General features: G+C 69.7%; 14 protein-coding genes. 4 read left to right on the plus strand and 10 right to left on the minus strand.

Annotation, left to right across the window (positions count from 1 at the left end):
* Nucleotides 1-16: 16 nt before the first annotated feature.
* From AB0M35_RS24075 to AB0M35_RS24095, 5 genes are all read right to left on the minus strand, one after another.
* Nucleotides 17-1,198 carry an acyl-CoA dehydrogenase family protein gene (locus tag AB0M35_RS24075; RefSeq protein WP_363748028.1) on the minus strand — a complete coding sequence of 394 codons (1,182 nt, stop codon included), beginning with the start codon at nucleotides 1,196-1,198 and terminating at the stop codon, nucleotides 17-19.
* A 113-nt stretch (nucleotides 1,199-1,311) separates the two neighbouring features.
* Nucleotides 1,312-2,859 carry an amino acid adenylation domain-containing protein gene (locus AB0M35_RS24080; protein WP_363748029.1) on the minus strand — a complete coding sequence of 516 codons (1,548 nt, stop codon included), beginning with the start codon at nucleotides 2,857-2,859 and terminating at the stop codon, nucleotides 1,312-1,314.
* Nucleotides 2,860-2,951: 92 nt separating this feature from the next.
* Complete coding sequence (locus AB0M35_RS24085) at nucleotides 2,952-4,463, minus strand: 4-hydroxyphenylacetate 3-hydroxylase N-terminal domain-containing protein (RefSeq protein WP_363748030.1); 1,512 nt, start codon at nucleotides 4,461-4,463, stop codon at nucleotides 2,952-2,954.
* On the minus strand, nucleotides 4,460-4,717 hold the full coding sequence (locus AB0M35_RS24090; RefSeq protein WP_363748031.1) for a hypothetical protein: 258 nt from the start codon (nucleotides 4,715-4,717) through the stop codon (nucleotides 4,460-4,462). Before AB0M35_RS24090 ends, AB0M35_RS24085 begins: the two co-directional genes overlap by 4 nt.
* Before the next feature lie 238 nt (nucleotides 4,718-4,955).
* The gene (locus AB0M35_RS24095) at nucleotides 4,956-7,136 is read right to left on the minus strand and encodes a molybdopterin-dependent oxidoreductase (RefSeq protein ID WP_363748032.1); all 2,181 of its coding nucleotides are present in this window, start codon (nucleotides 7,134-7,136) and stop codon (nucleotides 4,956-4,958) included.
* A gap of 438 nt (nucleotides 7,137-7,574) precedes the next feature.
* Here AB0M35_RS24095 and AB0M35_RS24100 point away from each other — a divergent pair, with 438 nt between their 5' ends.
* Together AB0M35_RS24100 and AB0M35_RS24105 are read left to right on the plus strand one after the other, a co-directional pair.
* The gene (locus tag AB0M35_RS24100) at nucleotides 7,575-8,726 is read left to right on the plus strand and encodes a DegT/DnrJ/EryC1/StrS family aminotransferase (protein ID WP_363748034.1); all 1,152 of its coding nucleotides are present in this window, start codon (nucleotides 7,575-7,577) and stop codon (nucleotides 8,724-8,726) included.
* A 16-nt stretch (nucleotides 8,727-8,742) separates the two neighbouring features.
* Entirely contained in the window at nucleotides 8,743-9,345 is a 603-nt protein-coding gene (locus AB0M35_RS24105; protein WP_363748035.1) for a dTDP-4-dehydrorhamnose 3,5-epimerase family protein, read from the plus strand.
* A gap of 36 nt (nucleotides 9,346-9,381) precedes the next feature.
* Here AB0M35_RS24105 and AB0M35_RS24110 read toward each other — a convergent pair whose 3' ends face one another.
* Nucleotides 9,382-10,614, minus strand: a complete 1,233-nt coding sequence (locus AB0M35_RS24110; RefSeq protein ID WP_363748036.1) for a cytochrome P450 — start codon at nucleotides 10,612-10,614, stop codon at nucleotides 9,382-9,384.
* A 227-nt stretch (nucleotides 10,615-10,841) separates the two neighbouring features.
* Between AB0M35_RS24110 and AB0M35_RS24115 the strand changes: the two genes are divergently transcribed.
* Nucleotides 10,842-12,089 (plus strand): class I SAM-dependent methyltransferase, encoded by a 1,248-nt coding sequence (locus AB0M35_RS24115; protein ID WP_363748131.1) that lies wholly within the window; start codon nucleotides 10,842-10,844, stop codon nucleotides 12,087-12,089.
* 30 nt (nucleotides 12,090-12,119) lie between these two features.
* Nucleotides 12,120-13,490 (plus strand): NDP-hexose 2,3-dehydratase family protein, encoded by a 1,371-nt coding sequence (locus AB0M35_RS24120; protein ID WP_363748037.1) that lies wholly within the window; start codon nucleotides 12,120-12,122, stop codon nucleotides 13,488-13,490.
* Nucleotides 13,491-13,568: 78 nt separating this feature from the next.
* Here the strand turns inward: AB0M35_RS24120 and AB0M35_RS24125 are convergent, their stop codons facing one another.
* From AB0M35_RS24125 to AB0M35_RS24140, 4 genes are all read right to left on the minus strand, one after another.
* Entirely contained in the window at nucleotides 13,569-14,300 is a 732-nt protein-coding gene (locus AB0M35_RS24125; protein WP_363748038.1) for a class I SAM-dependent methyltransferase, read from the minus strand.
* 256 nt (nucleotides 14,301-14,556) lie between these two features.
* A complete protein-coding gene (locus AB0M35_RS24130) occupies nucleotides 14,557-16,179 on the minus strand; it encodes an MFS transporter (protein ID WP_363748040.1) in 1,623 nt (540 codons plus the stop codon).
* 181 nt (nucleotides 16,180-16,360) lie between these two features.
* Nucleotides 16,361-16,828, minus strand: coding sequence for a pyridoxamine 5'-phosphate oxidase family protein (locus AB0M35_RS24135; protein WP_363748041.1), 468 nt, complete (start codon nucleotides 16,826-16,828; stop codon nucleotides 16,361-16,363).
* A 19-nt stretch (nucleotides 16,829-16,847) separates the two neighbouring features.
* On the minus strand, nucleotides 16,848-18,131 hold the full coding sequence (locus tag AB0M35_RS24140) for an MFS transporter (RefSeq protein WP_363748042.1): 1,284 nt from the start codon (nucleotides 18,129-18,131) through the stop codon (nucleotides 16,848-16,850).
* Nucleotides 18,132-18,189: the final 58 nt, after the last annotated feature.

Below are 18,189 nucleotides of genomic sequence, written 5' to 3' on the forward strand. Positions count from 1 at the left end.
TCCCTTTCGACGGGGATCAGATGTACTGGGTGTTCGGCGGCAGGCCGCAGACCAGGCGCCCGTAGAGCTCGAGGTTCGTGTCGGGGTGCATGATCGCGTGCAGATTCAGCGCCTTGATGTCGCGCTCGATGCGCTGGATCGGCACGTCGTTGTAGAGGGAGCTGCCACCGCTCGCGCCGGCCAGCACGTCGGCGGCCTCCTTGGCGCGTCGACAGACGGCCCCGAGGTCGAGGCGGGCCCGGGCACGCTCCAGGAGGGTCCACGCGTCCCCGGCGGCGGCCTTGGCATCGATCAGGTCGGCGGTACGCCGGATGTGGAAGCCGGCCTCGTCCACCCGTACGGTGGCGTCGGCGACCTGCAGATGGGTCAACGGCGCCGCGCTCTGCTCCGCGTAGTCGGTGTAGGTGATCTTGCGGCCGGGCAGGCGCTCCAGGAACGCATCCAGGGCGGCCTGCGCCAGACCGAAAGCGACGGCGCCGACGGTGGTGCAGGCGATCGGCATGAACGGCGAGCGCCACATCGGCGCGGACGGATCCTGTTGCAGCGGGTGGGCACCGACGATCACCGGGCCCATGGGCAGCACCCGCTCGGCCGGTACGAAGACGTCCTCGGCCACCGTCGAGACGCTGCCCGAGCCCCGCATACCGACGGTGTGCCAGTCGTCGACGACATGCAGGTCGCGCATGGGGATCAGCACCATCACCGGCTCGAACTGGCCGTCCCCGACGGGCCGGACCGCGGCGTTGACGTTCCAGGCGCTCTGCTGGGCGCCGGTGTTGAAGGACCACTTGCCGTTGACCAGGACACCGCCGTCGACCGGCGCGGCGACGGCGGTCGGGCTCAGGATGCCGCTGATCCGTACGTCGGGGTCTTCGAAGACCTCCTGGCGGACGGCCTCCGGGAACAGGCCGGTCATCCAGCTGCTGATCAGCCAGACCGCGGCGGTCCAGCCGGTGGAGCCGTCACCGCGGGCCAACTCGGCCACCACCTCGGTGACGGTCCGCATGTCGGACTCGTAGCCGCCGTAGCGCACCGGCGTCCGCATCCGCAGCAGGCCGGATGCCGACAGCTCGGCGAGGGCCTCGTCGGTGAGCCGGCGGCTGTCCTCCGCCGCCTGCGCGTCCGCCCGCAGTCTGGCGCCGAGCTTGGCCGCACGGCTCACCAGTTCGGCTCGTGACGGCTTGGTGATTGTCTCCATCGATCCTCCTCGAAGCAGAACAGCACTGAAACCCTGAATCGCCCGGTCCACTGCTCTGCTCGTACGGGCAGGACCGGTCGTGCATTTGGCCGCTTCCGACTCTGGCAGTCCGATCAGGGCAGAGCATCTTCCGGCATGCCCTGATCGACAGGCGCCGGCTGCGCGGTCGAACCGCCGGATCCGGCCAGCCGCCGGTGGTCCACCTTGCCCGTTTCGGTACGCGGCAACGCGCCGGGCACCACCCGGAAGCTGATCGGCACCAACACGTCGCCGAAGCGCTGCCGCACATGCGCCCGCCACTGCGACGGGCCCGGCTCACCGACGGGCACCACGTACGCGACCAGCACGGTCACGATGCCGTCGGCACCTGTCACCGGCAGCACCGCGCACTCGGCGACCGACGGGTGGCCCACCAGCACCTCCTCCACCTCGGCCAACTCCAGCCGGTGTCCCTGGATCTTCACCTGCTGGTCGCGCCGCCCACGGAACTCCAGCAATCCGTCGGCGCGGCGCAGCGCGAGGTCGCCAGTGCGATACCACGGGCCGGGGCCACGACCGGCCACCGGCCGGAACGCCGCATGCCCACGGTCGCCGCCCAGATAGCCCGGGGTCACGTACGGGCTGCCGACGACCAGTTCCCCGACCACCCCGGCCGGGCAGTCCCGGTCGTCGTCGTCGAGCACCAGCACGTCGCGGCCGGGGATCGGCCGTCCGATCGGGATCGGGCCCTGCCCTCCCCGCGGAATCCGGTGCCACGTGGCAGCCACCGTCTCGGTCGGCCCGTACAGATTGACCAGTTCGAGCTCGGGGACGGCCGCGTGCAGGCCGTGGACCAGCCCTTCCGGGACCGCCTCGCCCATCAGCAACAACCGTCGTAGCGCCAGCGGCGACGACCGGGCGGTGCTCTCCCGCAGCAACTCCCGGGCGAAGCTCGGCACGGTCTGCAGGACGTCGATCCGCTGCTCGGCCAGCCAGGTGAGCAGGCGGCCGGGATGCACGCGGGCCGATTGCGGCACCGGGCACAGCTGTGCCCCGGACACCAGCGCCGCGAAGGTCTCGCAGATGGCCGGGTCGTGTTCCGGTGCCACCCACTGCGCCACGCGTACCCCCGGGCCGAGCCCGAACTCGTCGGCGAACCAGGTGCAGAACTGGGCGAGGGCGGCGTGCGTCTGCGGCACGCCCTTGGGCTGGCCGGTGGAGCCGGAGGTGTGCGCGATGTACGCCCAGGACTCAGGGACGACCGGAACTACGGCCGGTGTGCGCTGTGGCAGCGACGTCACGTCCACCAGCGGTACCCCAGTACGTTCGGCGTACGCTGCGGCGAACTCGTCGGGGACTTCCCCGCTCAGGATGGCAGCCGGGCGTACCTGGTCGAGGATCGCCCGGCCACGCTCGCCGCCGGCAGCGGTGCCGGACCAGACCAGATGGGCGCCGGCCTGCAGCACGCCGAGCAGCGCCGCGTAGCGGTCGGGCCCCGGCGGCACGCGGACGGCGACCGGCCGGCCGGCCAGACCGGGCAGGGCCGCGGCGATCCGGGCTGCGTGCCGGTCGAGGTCGCCGGCGCTCACCGGGCCGCTGGTCCAGGACACCGCGAGGGCTTCCGGCGTCGCCTGGGCCCGGTGGCGGACCAGCTCGTGTACGGCAGGGCTGGGCAAACTCATGGCAACACCTCCATGTCGGCAAAACCGCGCTCAGGACAGGCTGTGCTGCGCCGGCACGCACCAGGAACCACGCGACCGCGCCGAGGCGCGGATCACCGCGTAGGCAGGTCCGGAGCCCAGAGGTCCGGCGCCGTCCAGCCGTCCAGGTCGTACTCGCTCATGCACTGCTCGGCGAACGCCTTGTACCCGTCGACGAGCCCGGACGCGGTCTGCGCGTGCAGCAGCTCGACCCGGGTGTTCTCGTGATTGCCGGCGTAGTTGCGCTCGTAGAGCTCGTGCCGGCCGCCGAACTCGGTACCGGTGGCGTCCCAGAGCAGCTTCATCACCTTGACCCGCTGCTCGGCAGAGGAGCCGTCGGAGCCGCGCAGGAACCGGTCCAGGTACGGACGGATCTCCGGGTTGCGGAAATCCTCGGCACCGGAGTTGACGTAGATCAGCCCGCTGGCCACGTCCTGCTGGATGATCTCCTTGACCCGGGGGTAGCCGATCTGCATGAACCACCGGTACGCCATGCCGTACTGCGGGTTCGGCAGCAGCGCGCCGTTCTTCCAGGCCACCGGGTTACGGGCGGCGGCGTCCGACAGGCCCCAGAAAAGGTTGCGCCAGGCGAGGATCTCACCGACGCGGCTCTGCACGCCGCGAAAGTCCTTCGTGCCGGTCAGCTCCAGGGCCCGGATCAGCAACCCGGCGATGAATTCGAGCTTGACGGCCAGCCGGGTGCAGCCGTGGAACGTGAAGCGCTCGGCAAAGCCGGACTGCCCGGCGAACATCTGCACCTTGCCGAGGTTGCCGTAGACGAATACGTTCTCCCACGGCACCAGCACCTTGTCCAGGATCAGGATGGTGTCGTTCTCGTCGAGGCGCGAAGAGAGCGGATAGTCGAACGGGCTGCCCGTGGCGGCCGCGGTCGCGCCGTACGACGGGCGACAGATCATCTTCACCCCGGCGGCACCCATCGGCACAGTGGCGATCAGTGCGAACTCTTTCTTGCGGATCGGCAGGCCGAAGTGCGCGATGAAGTTGTAGTGACTCAGCGCCGATCCGGTAGCCACCACCTTGGCCCCGCTGACGATCAGCCCGGCGTCCGTCTCCTGCTCGACCCGGATGTAGACGTCGGCGACCTGGTCGGGCGGTCGGTTGCGGTCCACCGGCGGATGCACGATGGCGTGGTTCCAGAAGAGCACCTTCTCCTGCGACTCGCGGTACCAGCGTTCGGCGTTGTCGCTGTACGGCGCATAGAAGCCGGCGTTGGCCCCGAGCGTGCCGAGGAACGACGCCTTGTAGTCGGGGCTGCGGCCCATCCAGCCGTAACTCATCCGGGCCCAGGCCGCGATCGCACGCTGATCGGCGACCATGTCGTCGACCGTGCGCGGGGTCCGGTAGAACGGGTGGGTGAAGCCACCCGAACCGGTGTCGGTGGGCGCGGTCAACACGTCGCGGTTCGCCGGGTCGTGCAATGCGTCGTAGAGCCGGGCAGTCATCCGAACAGGGTTGCGGAACGCCGGATGAGTGGTGACGTCCTTGACCCGCTCACCGTAGAGGAACACCTCACGGCCATCGCGCAGGCTCTCGACGTACTCATCGCCGGTCAGCGGCCGGGTCACTGCGTTGCCTCGACCGCGCTGGCGTCGATCCGCACCTGGGTGAGCAGCCGCGGGCTCGTCGTGGTCAGCACCACCGCGGAGGCGGTGTGCCCGATGGACAGATCCCGCCAGACCCGGTGGGTGTCCTCGGCGTAGTAGGTCCGGTCCTCGGTCTCCTGCTGCCGGGCGATCGGCTCCGGCACCACGGCGGTGGCCTGCTCGTTCAGCTCGGCCCGGGTGGTCGCCTGGTCAACGACGTTGGCGGAGAGGGTCATGACGAAAGCGTCTCACCGGCATCGACGGCGTCACATCTCCTGCGATGCTCAGGCAGGGACCCCGGTTCACCACGGGGCGGTGGGCAAGCACCCGGCCCGTGGGCAGGGCAAACTGCATCTCCACGGTTGCTGTCGCCGTGTCCCTCGAAGTGCGGTCGACCCACGGTGATCGGCCGCAGCAGCACGTCGACGCCCAGCTACGGGGCGTCGACGTGCTGCGGTTCAGAAGGTATCCAGCTCAGGCCGGCTCTGGGGCGACGGTGACCGGCACGCCGTTGAAGACCGCGTTACCCGAGGGCACGTCCACGAGCCCGCCACCGGTCAGCTCGTTGACGTTCACACCGGCGTGCGCGGCGGCGATCTTCTGCGCCGTCCCACCATGGCCCCAGCCGTGCGGCAGGCTCACCACGCCCGGCATGATCGTGTCGGTCGGCTCCAGGTCGACCACCAGTTCGCCGGAGACGGAGCTGATCCGGGCCCGGCCGTTGAGGCCGAGCCGCGCCACGTCGTCGGGGTGGATCTGCAGGGTGCACCGGTTGCTGCCGCCCACCAGCCGCGGCACGTTGTGCATCCAGCTGTTGTTCGAGCGCAGCTGCCGGCGCCCGATCAGGAGCATCGGCGCGGGCGGGCGACGCATCGCGTCCCGCAGCCGGACGGTGTCCTCGGCCAGCGGTTGCGGGGCCAGTTCCAACCGGCCGTGCGGGGTCTTGAGCAGTCCGGGTAGGCGCGGTTCGAGCGGGCCCAGGTCGAGGCCGTGCGTATGCTCGCGGAGAGCGGCCAGGCTGAGCCCGTACGGGCCCATCCTCAGCATCGCGTCGAGCAGCAGTTCCGGACCGTCGGCCCCGTCCAGGCCGGCTCGCAGTTCGGCCGGGTCGGCGCCGGTCATCGGCGTGCCCGGGATGGTGACCATCGCGCCCAACATCTGGGCGAGCATCTGCTCGGGCAGGGCCGACGGGTCGGCCTGAGCGCCCGCTCCCATGGCGATCAGCGTGAGGCGCTCCAGGATCTCGGCCTCGGAGCGCTGCCCCGGCTCCAGCGGGAGCACCGCCGGGGAGTAGCGGGCGTAGTTGCGCACCTGGATCGTCGAGATCAGGAAGTCGTAGTGCGGCATCTGCAAGGTCCGCGGCGGGGGCAGGATCACGTTGGCATGCCGGGTGGTCTCGTTGCAGTACGGATCCACGGCCACCATGAAATCCAGTCCGGCGAGGGCACGGTCGAGGCGGGCGCCGTCCGGGGTGGACAGCACCGGGTTGCCGGCGACCGTCACCAGTGCCCGGATCTGCCCCGGCCCGGACCGCTCGATCTCGTCGACCATGGTGGCGGCCGGGAACTCGCCGAGCGTTTCGGGCAACCCACGCACCCGGCTGTGCCAGCGCCCGGACACGTACGGCTCGGGGCTCTTGTGCACCTCGGCGGTCGCCGGCCGCGCGTACATCACCCCGCCGGGGCGGTCGAAGTTGCCGGTCAGCACGTTGAGCACGTCGACGAGCCACTGTGCGAGGGTGCCGAACTCCGCGGTGCAGGTGCCGATCCGGGCGTAGACGGCCGCGGTGGGCGCGGCCGCCAACTCGCGGGCGAGCCGCCGGATCACCGGCGCGGGGACACCGCAGTACGGGGCCACCGCCTCCGGGGTGAACGGTGCGGCCAGGTCCCGCAGCCGCTCCAGCCCGGCCACCGGGATCCGGATCTCGGTGAGCGACTCGTCGAAAAGGGTCCACACCATCGCGAACAACAACGCCGGGTCGCTGCCGGGCCGCACGAAGACGTGCTCGTCGGCGAGTTCGGCCGTACGCGTCCGGCGCGGGTCGATCACGACGATCCGGCCGCCACGGTCACGCAACCGGGCCATCCGGCCGGGGAAGTCCGGTGCCGCGCAGAGCGACCCGTTCGACACGGCCGGATTGGCTCCGATGATCAGAAGATGGTCGGTACGGTCCAGGTCCGGTACCGCCACCGCCCACGGATCACCCACCATCAGGCCACCGGCCACGTGCTTGGGCATCTGGTCGACGGTGCTCGCGCCGAACACGTTGCGGGTGCCCAGAGCAGCGGCCAGTGGCCCCCGGTAGAGGATGCCGGCCATGGTGTGGAAGGTCGGGTTGCCGTAGTAGAGCGACAGCGCCTCGCGGCCGTGCTCGGCCACCACCGCCTCGATGCCCTGCGCCACGGCGGCGAACGCCTCGTCCCAGTCCACCGTCCGCCAGGAGTCACCGGTGCGGATCATCGGGGCGGTGAGCCGGTCCGGGTCCTCGTCCAGGCGCCCGATGCTGGCGCCCTTGGGGCAGATGAATCCCCGGGAGAACGGGTCGTCCTGGTCGCCGGTGACCGAGATGACCCGGTCCTTGTCGTCCAACGTGAGCTTCAGCCCGCAGACGGCCTCGCACAGCGGGCACGTCCGGTATGCCGTCCGCAAACCCATCAGGACACCCCTGCCGGCGCGTCGCCATCGGTAATGCGGCGGATGTCCGCCGCGCCGAGCGTCTCGCCGTCGAACTCGACGGCGACATCGGTTCCGACAATGGTCATCTGCGCTCCCGGAAGTGTGACGGACGAAGGGCGGTCGCTGCCGAGCCGCATGGCTGCGGATCGATTCTCATCACCTGCCGACCGGCGGCCGCATCTTCGTGCTTGCCGACCGCCTGCGGTGCGGGTGATCTCGCACGGCGAAAGACGCCGGTGCGCGGGGCGCATGCAGCGTGCCCCGGGGCAGGCCCCGGCGGCGTGCCAGCTGTCGCGGCCCGGTCGCTGACGAGACGGCATTCCGGGAGTTGCGACGGATCACCGCGCCGCTGAGCATGAACTCCCGAGCAGCACGCGGATGCCGACAGGCGGCCCCGCCGGCCGGAGAGGACGCACGATGATCCACATGTTCCAGCCGAGTGTCGGCACCGAGGAACTCGCGGCCGTCGGGGAGGTCTTCGAGAGCAGCTGGCTGGGGTACGGACGCCGTACGAAGGCCTTCGAGCAGGAGTTCGCCGACCACATCGGGGTGCCCGCCGAGGGAATGCTCTTCGTCAACTCGGCCACCTCCGCCCTCGGCCTCACCATGGAGCTCCTCGAACTGGGCCCTGGCGACGAGATGGTCCTGCCCTCGGTGAGCTTCGTGGCCAACGCGAACACGGTCGCCGCCACGGGCGCCCGACCGGTTTTCTGCGACGTCGACCCGCACACCCTGAACGCCTCGGTCGCCGACATCGAGGCCGTGCTCACGCCCCGGACCAAGGCCGTGACGCTGCTGCACTACGGCGGCCTGCCGGGTGATGTGGTCGCCGTCGCCGAACTGTGCCGCGAGCGCGGCATCACCCTGGTGGAGGACGCCGCCTGCTCGGTGGGGTCGCGTGTCGACGGCCGGGCCTGCGGCTCCTTCGGCGACATCTCGGTGTGGAGCTTCGACTCGCGCAAGATCATCACTACCGGGGACGGCGGCATGATCTACGTCCGGGATCCGGAGCTGGCCCGTCGGGCGCACCGCCTCGCCTACCACGGCATGCAGGACCGCGGGGCGTTCGCCGCCATGAGCAACAATCCCCAGCGCTGGTGGGATCAGGAGATCCACGAGATCGGACGGCGGCTGATCGGCAACGACCTCACCGCCGCGATCGGACGCATCCAGTTGCGCCGCCTGCCCTCCTTCATCCAGCGGCGCGGCGAGATCGCCGAGACGTACGACCGGCTGCTCGCCCCGTATCCGGGCATCCGCCGTCCGCCGCAGCCGCCCGAGGGTCATGTCTCCACCAACTACTTCTACTGGGTGCAGCTCGACCCGCGGATTCGCGACGACGTGGCCGGAGATCTGCTGCAACGCGACATCTACACCACGTTCCGCTACCCACCGCTGCACCGGGCCCCGCTCTACGGGTCGGACGCCGTACTGCCCGGCACCGACCAGGCCGCCGCCGCGACCCTGCTGCTGCCCCTGCACCAGGCGCTCACCGACGAGGAGGCGCAGCGGGTGGCCGACGAGCTCATCGCCTCCGTCGAGAAACGTACCCTCCGGCAGGCCGCCTGACGGCCAGGGCGGACCGATGCGAATACGCGAGCTCGCTGTCGCGGGCGCCCTCGAGTTCACCCCGACGCCGCTGCACGACGATCGTGGCCTGTTCGTCTCCCCCTTCCAGGAGACGGCGTTCCGGCGGGCGACCGGTCGGCCGTTGTTCCCGGTCGCCCAGACGAACCACAGCCGGTCCCGCCGCGGCGTGGTGCGCGGGGTCCACTTCACCGCCACGCCGCCGGGCTGCGCGAAGTACGTGTACTGCGCGCAGGGCGCCGCCCTCGACATCGTGGTGGACATCCGGGTCGGCTCACCGACGTACGGGCGGTGGGACGCCGTAGCGGTGGATGCCCACAACTTCCGGTCGGTGTACTTCCCGGTCGGTGTCGGACACGTGTTCATCGCGCTGCGCGACGACACCGTGATGTCGTACCTGATCTCCGGCGAGTACGTCCCGGAGAATGAGCACGCGGTGGATCCGCGGGACGCGGCGCTGGGCCTGCCGCTGCCGGGCGACATCCCACTGATCCTCTCCGCCCGCGATCAGGTCGCTCCGACGCTCGCCGAGGCGAGGGTGCAGGGCCTGCTCCCGGAGTACGAGCAGTGCCTGGCGGTGGAGGCCGCGCTCTGGCGCTGAGCCGGCCGGCGGCGGGCGTACCCGCCGCCGGCTACGTCAGAGGTGGACCGGCAGCGCGCTACGGCCGTTCATGACGAACGTGCCCTGCCCGGTGAGCTGCCCGGGTTTCACCCCGAGGCGCAGGCCGGGGAAGCGCGTGAAGAGCGACTCCACCGCGATCCGCGCTTCGAGCCGACCCAGATCGGGGCCGATGCACCGATGGGCGCCGTGCCCGAACGCCAGGTGCCGCTTGTCCGTGCGGAGCGCGTCGTACTCCCCCGCCTCGGGGCCGTGCAGTTCGGGATCACGGCCGGTCGCCGCGAAGCTCACCACCACCGGGTCGCCGCGCTTGATCGTCACGCCGGCGACCGTCACGTCCTCGACCGCGAACCGGAACGGCAGATGCGCGACGGGTGCGTCGGATCGCAGCGTCTCCTCCACCACGTCGTCCCAGCCGACCTGGCCGGTCCGGACCAGTTCGCGCTGGTCGGGCCGGGTGAGCAGCGCGGCCACCGTGTTGGTGATGAGGTTGATGGCCGGTTCCGTGCCGGTGTTCAGGATCAGCAGCACCATGCTGACCAGTTCCGCGTCCGAGTCGGGGCCGGCGCCGGTCACCGGGCACCCGGCCGGACCGGCCGCGATCAGGTCACTCACCAGGTCCTCGCCCGGCTCACGACGCTTCGCCGCGACCAGCTCCTCGACGTTGCGCCGGAGAACGGCGAACGCCTCGGCCATCTCGCTCGGGGTTGCCGGCTTGTAGCCCGCGCCGGCGAGGATCCGGTCCCGGTGGGCCGGGGGCACCCCGAGCAACTCGCCGACCACCTGCGAGGCCACCGGATGCGCGTACCCCGCCTTCAGGTCGACCGGCACGTCGGGCTCCGCGGCCGCCCGGGCGGCCAGGTCGTCCAGCGCGCGTGTCACGACCCGCTCGATCCAGGGCCGCATGGCCGCGATGCGCTGCGGGCTGAACGCACCCGCGACCAGCCGGCGCTTGCGGATGTGCGATTCACCGTCCTCAGTGGACATGTTGTCCATGCGCGCCCAGTTGAGCAGCGGAAAGTCCGGCGCGAGCGTGCCCTCGACGTACGCCGGCCAGTGCCGCCGGGCGTTCTTGGCGAACCGCTCGTCCGCCAGGATCTGGCGGGCGGCGTGGTAGCCGGTCACGGACCAGGCGGCGAGCCCCCCGGGCAACTCCACCCGGGTGACGGGTCCGCGTGCCCGGATGCGGGCGGCTTCGCCGTGGATGTCGTTGCCGGCGGCGTCGATGACAATCGGCGGATCCTCGTCCACGTCCACTCCCAGTGCAGTACGGGTCGGTGCAGGTAGCTCTCTCATCGTGGCCAGTCAGCACGGCCCCGGACGTCTTCCACGGTGCGCTGTTCGCCGTTGGGCGGGCGGTGTGGCCTGGCACGCAATACAGGAGATGTTCGGCGCTACCCGGTCAGCAAAGACTGGCCCCCAGAGTGTCCGGGTCGCGCACCCGTACCCGATCGGATTCACGTGGAGGCGTTGTGACTATGACCGGAGACATGGCCATCGTCGAGTGCGCCCGGTGCCGGATCTGCGGCAACGGCACACTGCTGCCGGTGCTGGACCTCGGCAGCCAGGCGCTGACCGGGATCTTCCCCCGGCCGGGCGAGGGGGTGCCGGTGGCGCCGCTGCAACTGGTGCGGTGTTCCCCGGACGGTTGCGGTCTGGTGCAGCTGCGGCACACCGCTGACCTGTCGCTGATGTACGGCGACCACTACGGGTATCGATCGAGCATCCGACCGTTCATGGTCAACCACCTGGCTCGGAAGGTGGAGCAGCTCACCGGCATGGTGGACCTGGCCGACTCGGACCTGGTGCTGGACATCGGCAGCAACGACGGCACGCTGCTCAAGGCCTACCCGGCCGGGATCACCCGGGTGGGTATCGACCCCACCGGCGAGAAGTGGCGTGAGTACTACCCCGACGACATCGACCTGATTCCGGACTTCTTCAGCAAGGCCCTGTTCACCGAGCGGTACGGCGACCGCCAGGCGAAGATCGTCACGTCGATCGCGATGTTCTACGACCTGCCGGACCCGCTCGGGTTCATGGCCGACGTCCGCGACGTCCTGGCCACCGACGGCATGTGGATGATCGAGATGAGTTATCTGCTGCCGCTGTTGCAGACGCCGGCGTACGACGCGATCTGCCACGAGCATCTGGAGTACTACAGCCTGCGGCAGATCGAGTGGATGGCCGAGCGGGTCGGACTGACCCTCACGAGCGCCGAGATCACCGACGTCAACGGCGGCAGCCTGTGCGTCACTCTGGTCAAGGACCCGGCCCGGCACCGGATCGACACCGCCTCGATCGAGCGGATCCGCCGCCAGGAGGCGGCATTGGCGCTGGACACCACCACGCCGTACGAGACGTTCGCGCGCCGGGTCCACGAGCACCGCGACAAGCTGCGGTCGTTCCTCGACGAATCCCGAGCCGCCGGCAAGCTGACCCTCGGGTACGGGGCGTCCACCAAGGGCAATGTGATCCTCCAGTTCTGTGGCATCGACTCACGGGATCTGCCGTGCATCGGCGAGGTCAGCGCGGAGAAGCACGGCAGCCGTACTCCCGGCAGCGACATTCCGATCGTGTCCGAGGAGGACGCGAAGGCGCGTCGGCCCGATCAGTTGCTCGTGCTGCCCTGGGTGCACCGGGGCGGATTCATCGAGCGGGAGCAGGACTTCCTGGCCCGCGGTGGCCGGCTGGTCTTCCCGTTGCCGTCCATCTCGTCGATCTGACCGGCCGCCCCGCCTCGGAAGGAGAACAGGATGTCGAATCCTGTGAGCCGCGCTGACGACTTTCTGACGTCGGCCCTGACGACGACCACCCCCGAGACCCCGGACCCGGACGTGTTCCTGAAGGAACGCTCCGCGTCCGCTTCCTACCAGGTGTCCGAGGTGCCGCTGGAGACGTTGACCGAATGGCGCGCCGAGGATCGGCTCATCCACTCCTCCGGCCGGTTCTTCACCGTGGAGGGCCTGTCCGTGCGTACCAATTTCGGCCCGGTGCCGCACTGGTACCAGCCGATCATCGTGCAGCCCGAGATCGGGATCCTGGGCATCCTGGTCAAGCGGATCAACGGCGTCCTGCACTTCCTCATGCAGGTCAAGATGGAACCCGGCAACACCCGCCTGGTCCAGTACGCGGCCACGGTGCAGGCCACGCCGAGTAATTACCAGCGGGTCCACGGGGGGCGCGCCACCCCGTACCTGAAGTACTTCCTCCGGGGCACCCGCGGCCGGATCGTCGTCGACCGGCTGCTCTCCGAACACGCCTCCTGGTACCTGCACAAACGCAACCGCAACATGATCGTCGAGATCCCGTCGGACGTCGACATCCCGGTACGCGAAGACTTCACCTGGCTGACCCTCGGCCAACTACGCCGCCAACTCGCGCTCGGCAACGTCAACATGAACGCCCGCACCGTCCTGGCCTGCATCATCTACGCCGACACCGCCAACCCCCGCGGCAGCGGCCGCTTCCACACGGCGGTCGTCGAGTCACACCAGGCGGACCGCACCGACGACGACCTGTCGACCGCGATGACCTGGCTCATCGACCAGAAGGAGCGGTACCACCTCGACGTCCGCCGGGTCGGTCTGTCCGAGATGGACGGCTGGATCACCGACGGGAGCAGCATCCGGCACCGCGACGGCGCCTACTTCCGCATCATCGGCCTGTCGGTGCGAGCCACCAGCCGAGAGGTCGACACCTGGACCCAACCGATGCTGCAACCCGTACCCGGCAACCTGGTGGCCTTCGTCTGTCAGCGCCGCAACGGCGTCCTGCGCTTCCTGGTCCAAGCACTGGTACAACCCGGCTCCACCGACCGACTGGAACTGGCCGCCACCGTACAACTGGCGCCCGGCTACCTACGCGGCCCGCAGGACCAACCGCCACTGATGGAATACCTCACCGCACCGGCCGCCCAAGTTCGCGCCAAATCCTTGCAATCCGAGGACGGCGGCCGGTTCCACCGCGCCGACACCGAACACCTGGTCGTCGAACTACCCGAAGGCCACCCGATCAAGGCGCCTACGAACTACCGATGGATGAGCCTCGGTCTACTCGAACGGCTCAGCCGGCACGGCTACTACGTCAACGTGGAGGCGCGCAGCCTGATGGCCTGCCTGCTCTGAACGCCCGGCCCACCGTCGACGTACGACGCGGGGCCGGCGGTGGGCTTGAAGCCCACCGCCGGCCCCGTCGAGTCATCCTCAGCGGCGGGTGCCCACGAAGATGCCGGGACTGGTGGGCCGGCCGTCGCCGAGGCGCAGGCCGTGCAGTCGCTCCACCGTGCATCCGGCATCCCGGAACGCCTGCTCATACTCGTCCTGGGTGAACAGGCCGACCGACAGCACGTCGGTGAAGCCCTTCAACCCGGAGGCGTCGGCCACCACACTGTTTATCTCGATGCGGCTGCGGTCGCCCTGCCGGGTCGAGACGCTGATCCGGGAGATCACCCGGTCCTTTTCCTCGGCCAGGTGGGTGCTGATGTAGCCGTCGATGAAGTTGTCCGGGAACCACCACGGCTCGATGAGCAACACGCCGCCCGGCACCAGGTGCGCCGCCATCCGCCCGATCGCAGCGGACAGTTCCTGCGCGGTGGCGACCGAAGCCACCGCGTTGCCGATGCAGACCACCGCGTCGTACGTCCGGCCCAGGTCGAAGTCGACCATGTTTCCGGGATGCACGGTGACCCCGGGAAGCCGTCGGGTCGCGACGTCCCGCATCGCCGGGGTGAGTTCGAGCCCTTCGACCCGGTCGAAAAGCTTCGCGAAGGTCTCCAGATGGGCGCCGGTGCCACAGGCCACGTCCAGCAGCGTCCGGGCGGCCGGAAGCCGCGACCGGATCAGACGGGTGTGCTCCTCCGCCTCTGCGTTGAAATCCTTACCGCGGCTACGGAACACGATGTCGTAGAGCTCCGCGTGGTCTGGTCCGTACTCCATGCTGTCTCTCCTCACGACGGACAAGGTCCAGTCAGCATTCCGCCGGTCAACCGAGTGCCGCATCTCCCGGCTTGCGATCCGCCGTCCCGTGCCCGTCGTCGCCGCGTCGACCGATGGTGTCTCGCAAGCAGCGAGATGGGACAGGGTCCGGCCGATCGGTGGCGACCGCACCCGCCGTCGATCCGTCGGCTGGGCGGCGACGCAAAGGAGGGACCAGGCATCGCCTTGAGGCGGTGACTGGTCCCTCCCGAGAGGTTCAGGCGTTGCCGGGTGCGCCGCTCGCCTCGGTCGGCACCGGGCTGCCGGTCGCGGCCGGCACCGTGCCGTCCTCGTCCGCTCCGGTCGAATCCGGTGCGGCACCGGTCGGCGGGGCACTACGCAGCGCCACGACGGCGATCACCGCGAGGATGGCAGCGATGCTGGCGGAGACCATCGCGACGTTCTGCACGGCGACGGTGAACGCCGTCTGCGCGGCGTCGAGCAGCGCCGAGCCGGCCTGGCCCGGAAGCTCGGCCGCCGCCGCGACGGCGCCGGTGATGTTCTCCTCGGCGGATGCCGCGACGTCGGCCGGCACGCCCGCCGGCACTTCCAGCTGACTGCGGTACACGACGGTGCCGACACTGCCGATCGCGGCGATGCCGAGCGCCACACCGAACTCGCCGCTGGTCTCCGACAAGGAGGCGGCTGAACCGGCCTGCTCCGGCGGCACCGATCCGACCACCAGGCCGGTGCCGAGAGAGGCGTACGAGCCGGCGCCGATGGAGACGACCGCGATACCGATCAGCGGCATCGCGATCGAGGCGGTCTGCTCCACCTGGCTGATCAGCAGGAAGCCGATGATGGTGATGCCGAGCCCGGCAGCGATCACGTACGCCGGGCGGACCTTCTGCGCCACACCCGGTGCCGCCATGCCACCGATGACCATGCCGACCGCCGAGAGCACCATCCACAGTCCGGTCTCCAGCGGCGACAGACCCTTGACCGTCTGAAGGAACAGGATGAAGAACAGGGAGAGGCCGGACATCATCACAGAGCCGAGCAGCATGATGGTCAGCGCGGCGCTGAACGAGCGGTGACGGAACAGGCCCAGGTCGAGCAGGGGGTCAGGCTGCGTCCGCTGCCGGCGCAGGAAGACCGCGCCGATCACCACGCCCGCGACGAGGACCAACGCGGGGGCGAGCTCCCAGCCGGCCCGCGCCAGCTCCTTGAGCCCGTAGATGATCGACAGGATTGAGCCGAGCGAGAGCACGACACTGACCAGGTCCAGCCGGGATCCCTCGGGGTTGCGGAACTCGGGCAGCAGCGTCGGACCGGCCAGCAGGAGCAGGAGCATGACCGGCACGCCGAGCAGGAAGACCGAGCCCCACCAGAAGTAGGTCAACATGGCACCGCCCACCACCGGGCCGATGGCCGAACCGGCCATGAAACAGCTCATGAACACGGCGATGGCCATGCCCTGCTGTTTCGCGTCGCGGAACATGTTGCTGATCAGGGCCAGGGCCGAGGGCATGAGAGTGGCTCCGGCGATGCCGAGCAGCGCCCGGGCGCCGATGAGCATCTCGGCGCTGGTCGAGTAGGCCGCGACCACCGACAGCAGACCGAAACAGGCGGCGCCGATGAGCAGCAGGCGGCGCCGGCCGATCCGGTCGCCCAGGCTTCCCATGGTGACGAGGAAACCGGCGGTCATGAACCCGTAGACGTCAATGATCCACAGTTGCTGGGTGCTGCTGGCACCCAGGTCGGCGTTCAGCGCGGGCAGCGCCAGGAACAGCACACTGATGTCCAAGGAGAGCAACAGCGTGGGAAGAGCCAGCACCGCCAGGCCTAGCCATTCACGCCGTCCGGCGAGTGGAGCCGGAGAGTTGTCGTTGGAATGCATCTGTGTGTTGTCCCTTCTGGTTCACCCGGCGCACGCCGATGAACCTCCGCCCGGTGGCCCGAAGGGACAGATTGCCATGGCGCTCGATCGCCGGCCGTCTTTCAAAATGCGCAATCCCAGCCCGAAACGGTGATCGACAACTTGCCGGACGATCACCCGATCACCCGGCCACCATCGGACGTCAGAGGTCCACCGGGACCCGCAGATCATGACCGCTCGGATCGAGCGTGTAGGGGCGGCGGACCACGGCACGGTACAGCCGGTAGGCCGCCGGGGCTTCGAGGTCCGCGCGTTCGACCAGGGAGACCCCGCGCACGGCGGCCGGCCCGTTGTAGACCGCGAGGCCGTCGTCCAGCTCAGCACCCGACAGTTCCTGGCCGACCGCAGTCAGATAGACCGCCCGGCCTTGGTATACCGGCACCTGGGAGTCGAAGATGACGATGCTGAGCTCGGGCCGCACCGCCAGGTTGCGGGAATGCCGGGTCTGCGTGGTCGAGGCCCAGTAGAACTCGCCGAGCCCGGGCGACGCGACGAAGTACACCGGCGACACCCACGGCCTACCGTCCTGATCGGCCGTGCCGAGCGTCATGTACAGGTTCGCGTCGATGACCTTTCGTGCCACGGCGGTCAACTCGGCGGCGAGGCTCACCGCATCCTCCTCGACGTTCTCACGCTACGGCTCCCACCTCGGCCGGCACCCCGACCTGCTCCGCCCGCCGTTGTTCCCGCATCGACCAGCGACTCGTCAGCAGCAGCCCCACGCCGGACAGCAGGAACAGCCCGCCGAGCAGAAGCCACCCACCGGTCCCCCAGCCGCTGAACAGCGCGGTCAGCAGGCCCGGGGCGAGCATCATGGCGGCACCCTCGCCCACGCCGTACATGCCCTGGTACTCGCCGTGGGCGTCCTCCTTGGTCATCCCGACCGAGAGCCCGTAGCCACTGCCCAGGAGGAACAACTCGCCCACCGTGTGCACGGCTGCGGCAGCGAACAGGAGGACTATCACCACCGTACCGGCACCGCCGCCGGTCATCGCGTACACCAGGCAGGACAGGCCGAGTGTGACGCCGGCGAGCAGACCCAACCGGCCCGCGCTGGGCACGGTCGCGGCGGCCCGGGTGAAGCGATTGAGCAACAGCACGATCATCACGCCGTTGCAGACCATCAGAGCCGCCATCGTCCACGGCGGCGCTTCGGTCTGCGTGGTGAGCCAGAAGGGCAGCCCTGCGTCGTAGATGCCCCAGTTCAGCGCCAGCACCCCGCTCAGTGCGGTGAGCGCAAGGAACGGCTTGTCGCGCAACACCAGCACCTTGCGGCGGACCTTACGCTCGCGCAGCGACTCCACATGTGGCACGCGCGTCATCAACAAGGCGAAGGCCAGGTTCGCCGCGCCGCAGAACACCACCATCGACACGTACGCCGGGCGGTTGTCGAAGAAGAGCACCACTCCGCCGAGGATCGAGCCCGCGACCGCCCCTATCTCCTTCATGACGTGGCAGTTCGAGATCGTCTTGAGTCGTGTCTCACCGGTGGTCAGCCCCGACGTCACGGCGACCCGGATGCCCGGGGCCGCGCGCTCGACCATCATCACCGCGCAGGTGACCAGCATGACGGCCCAGAAGTCCCAGACGAACGCCAGCGAGATGGTGGCGAGGCCCTGCACCGTCGCCAGGACGAACAGCACCTCACGCGGCCCGATCCGGTCGGCCAGGTAGCCGAACGGCATCCCGGCGAGCATGCCGACGAGCCCCGCCACGGTGATGCCGATGCCGAACTCGGCGGCGGTGAGGCCGATCGAACGCAGGTAGAACAACGCCCAGCACGTGTACCAGGCCCCACGCCCGATCGCCAGGACCAGGGTCGCGACGTAGAGCGGCCCGATCGGCGCCTGCCAGAACTCCGGCGTCGTCCAGCCGGGTCGGCGACCGGTGCCGTGCTGCCCACTCGCATCCAAAACAACCCTTTTCGCCGGCGAGCCTTCATCTTTCCGATCACCCGGCCGACCTCTCATC

Source organism: Micromonospora sp. NPDC051196, assembly GCF_040682415.1.
Taxonomy (GTDB): Bacteria; Actinomycetota; Actinomycetes; order Mycobacteriales; family Micromonosporaceae; genus Micromonospora.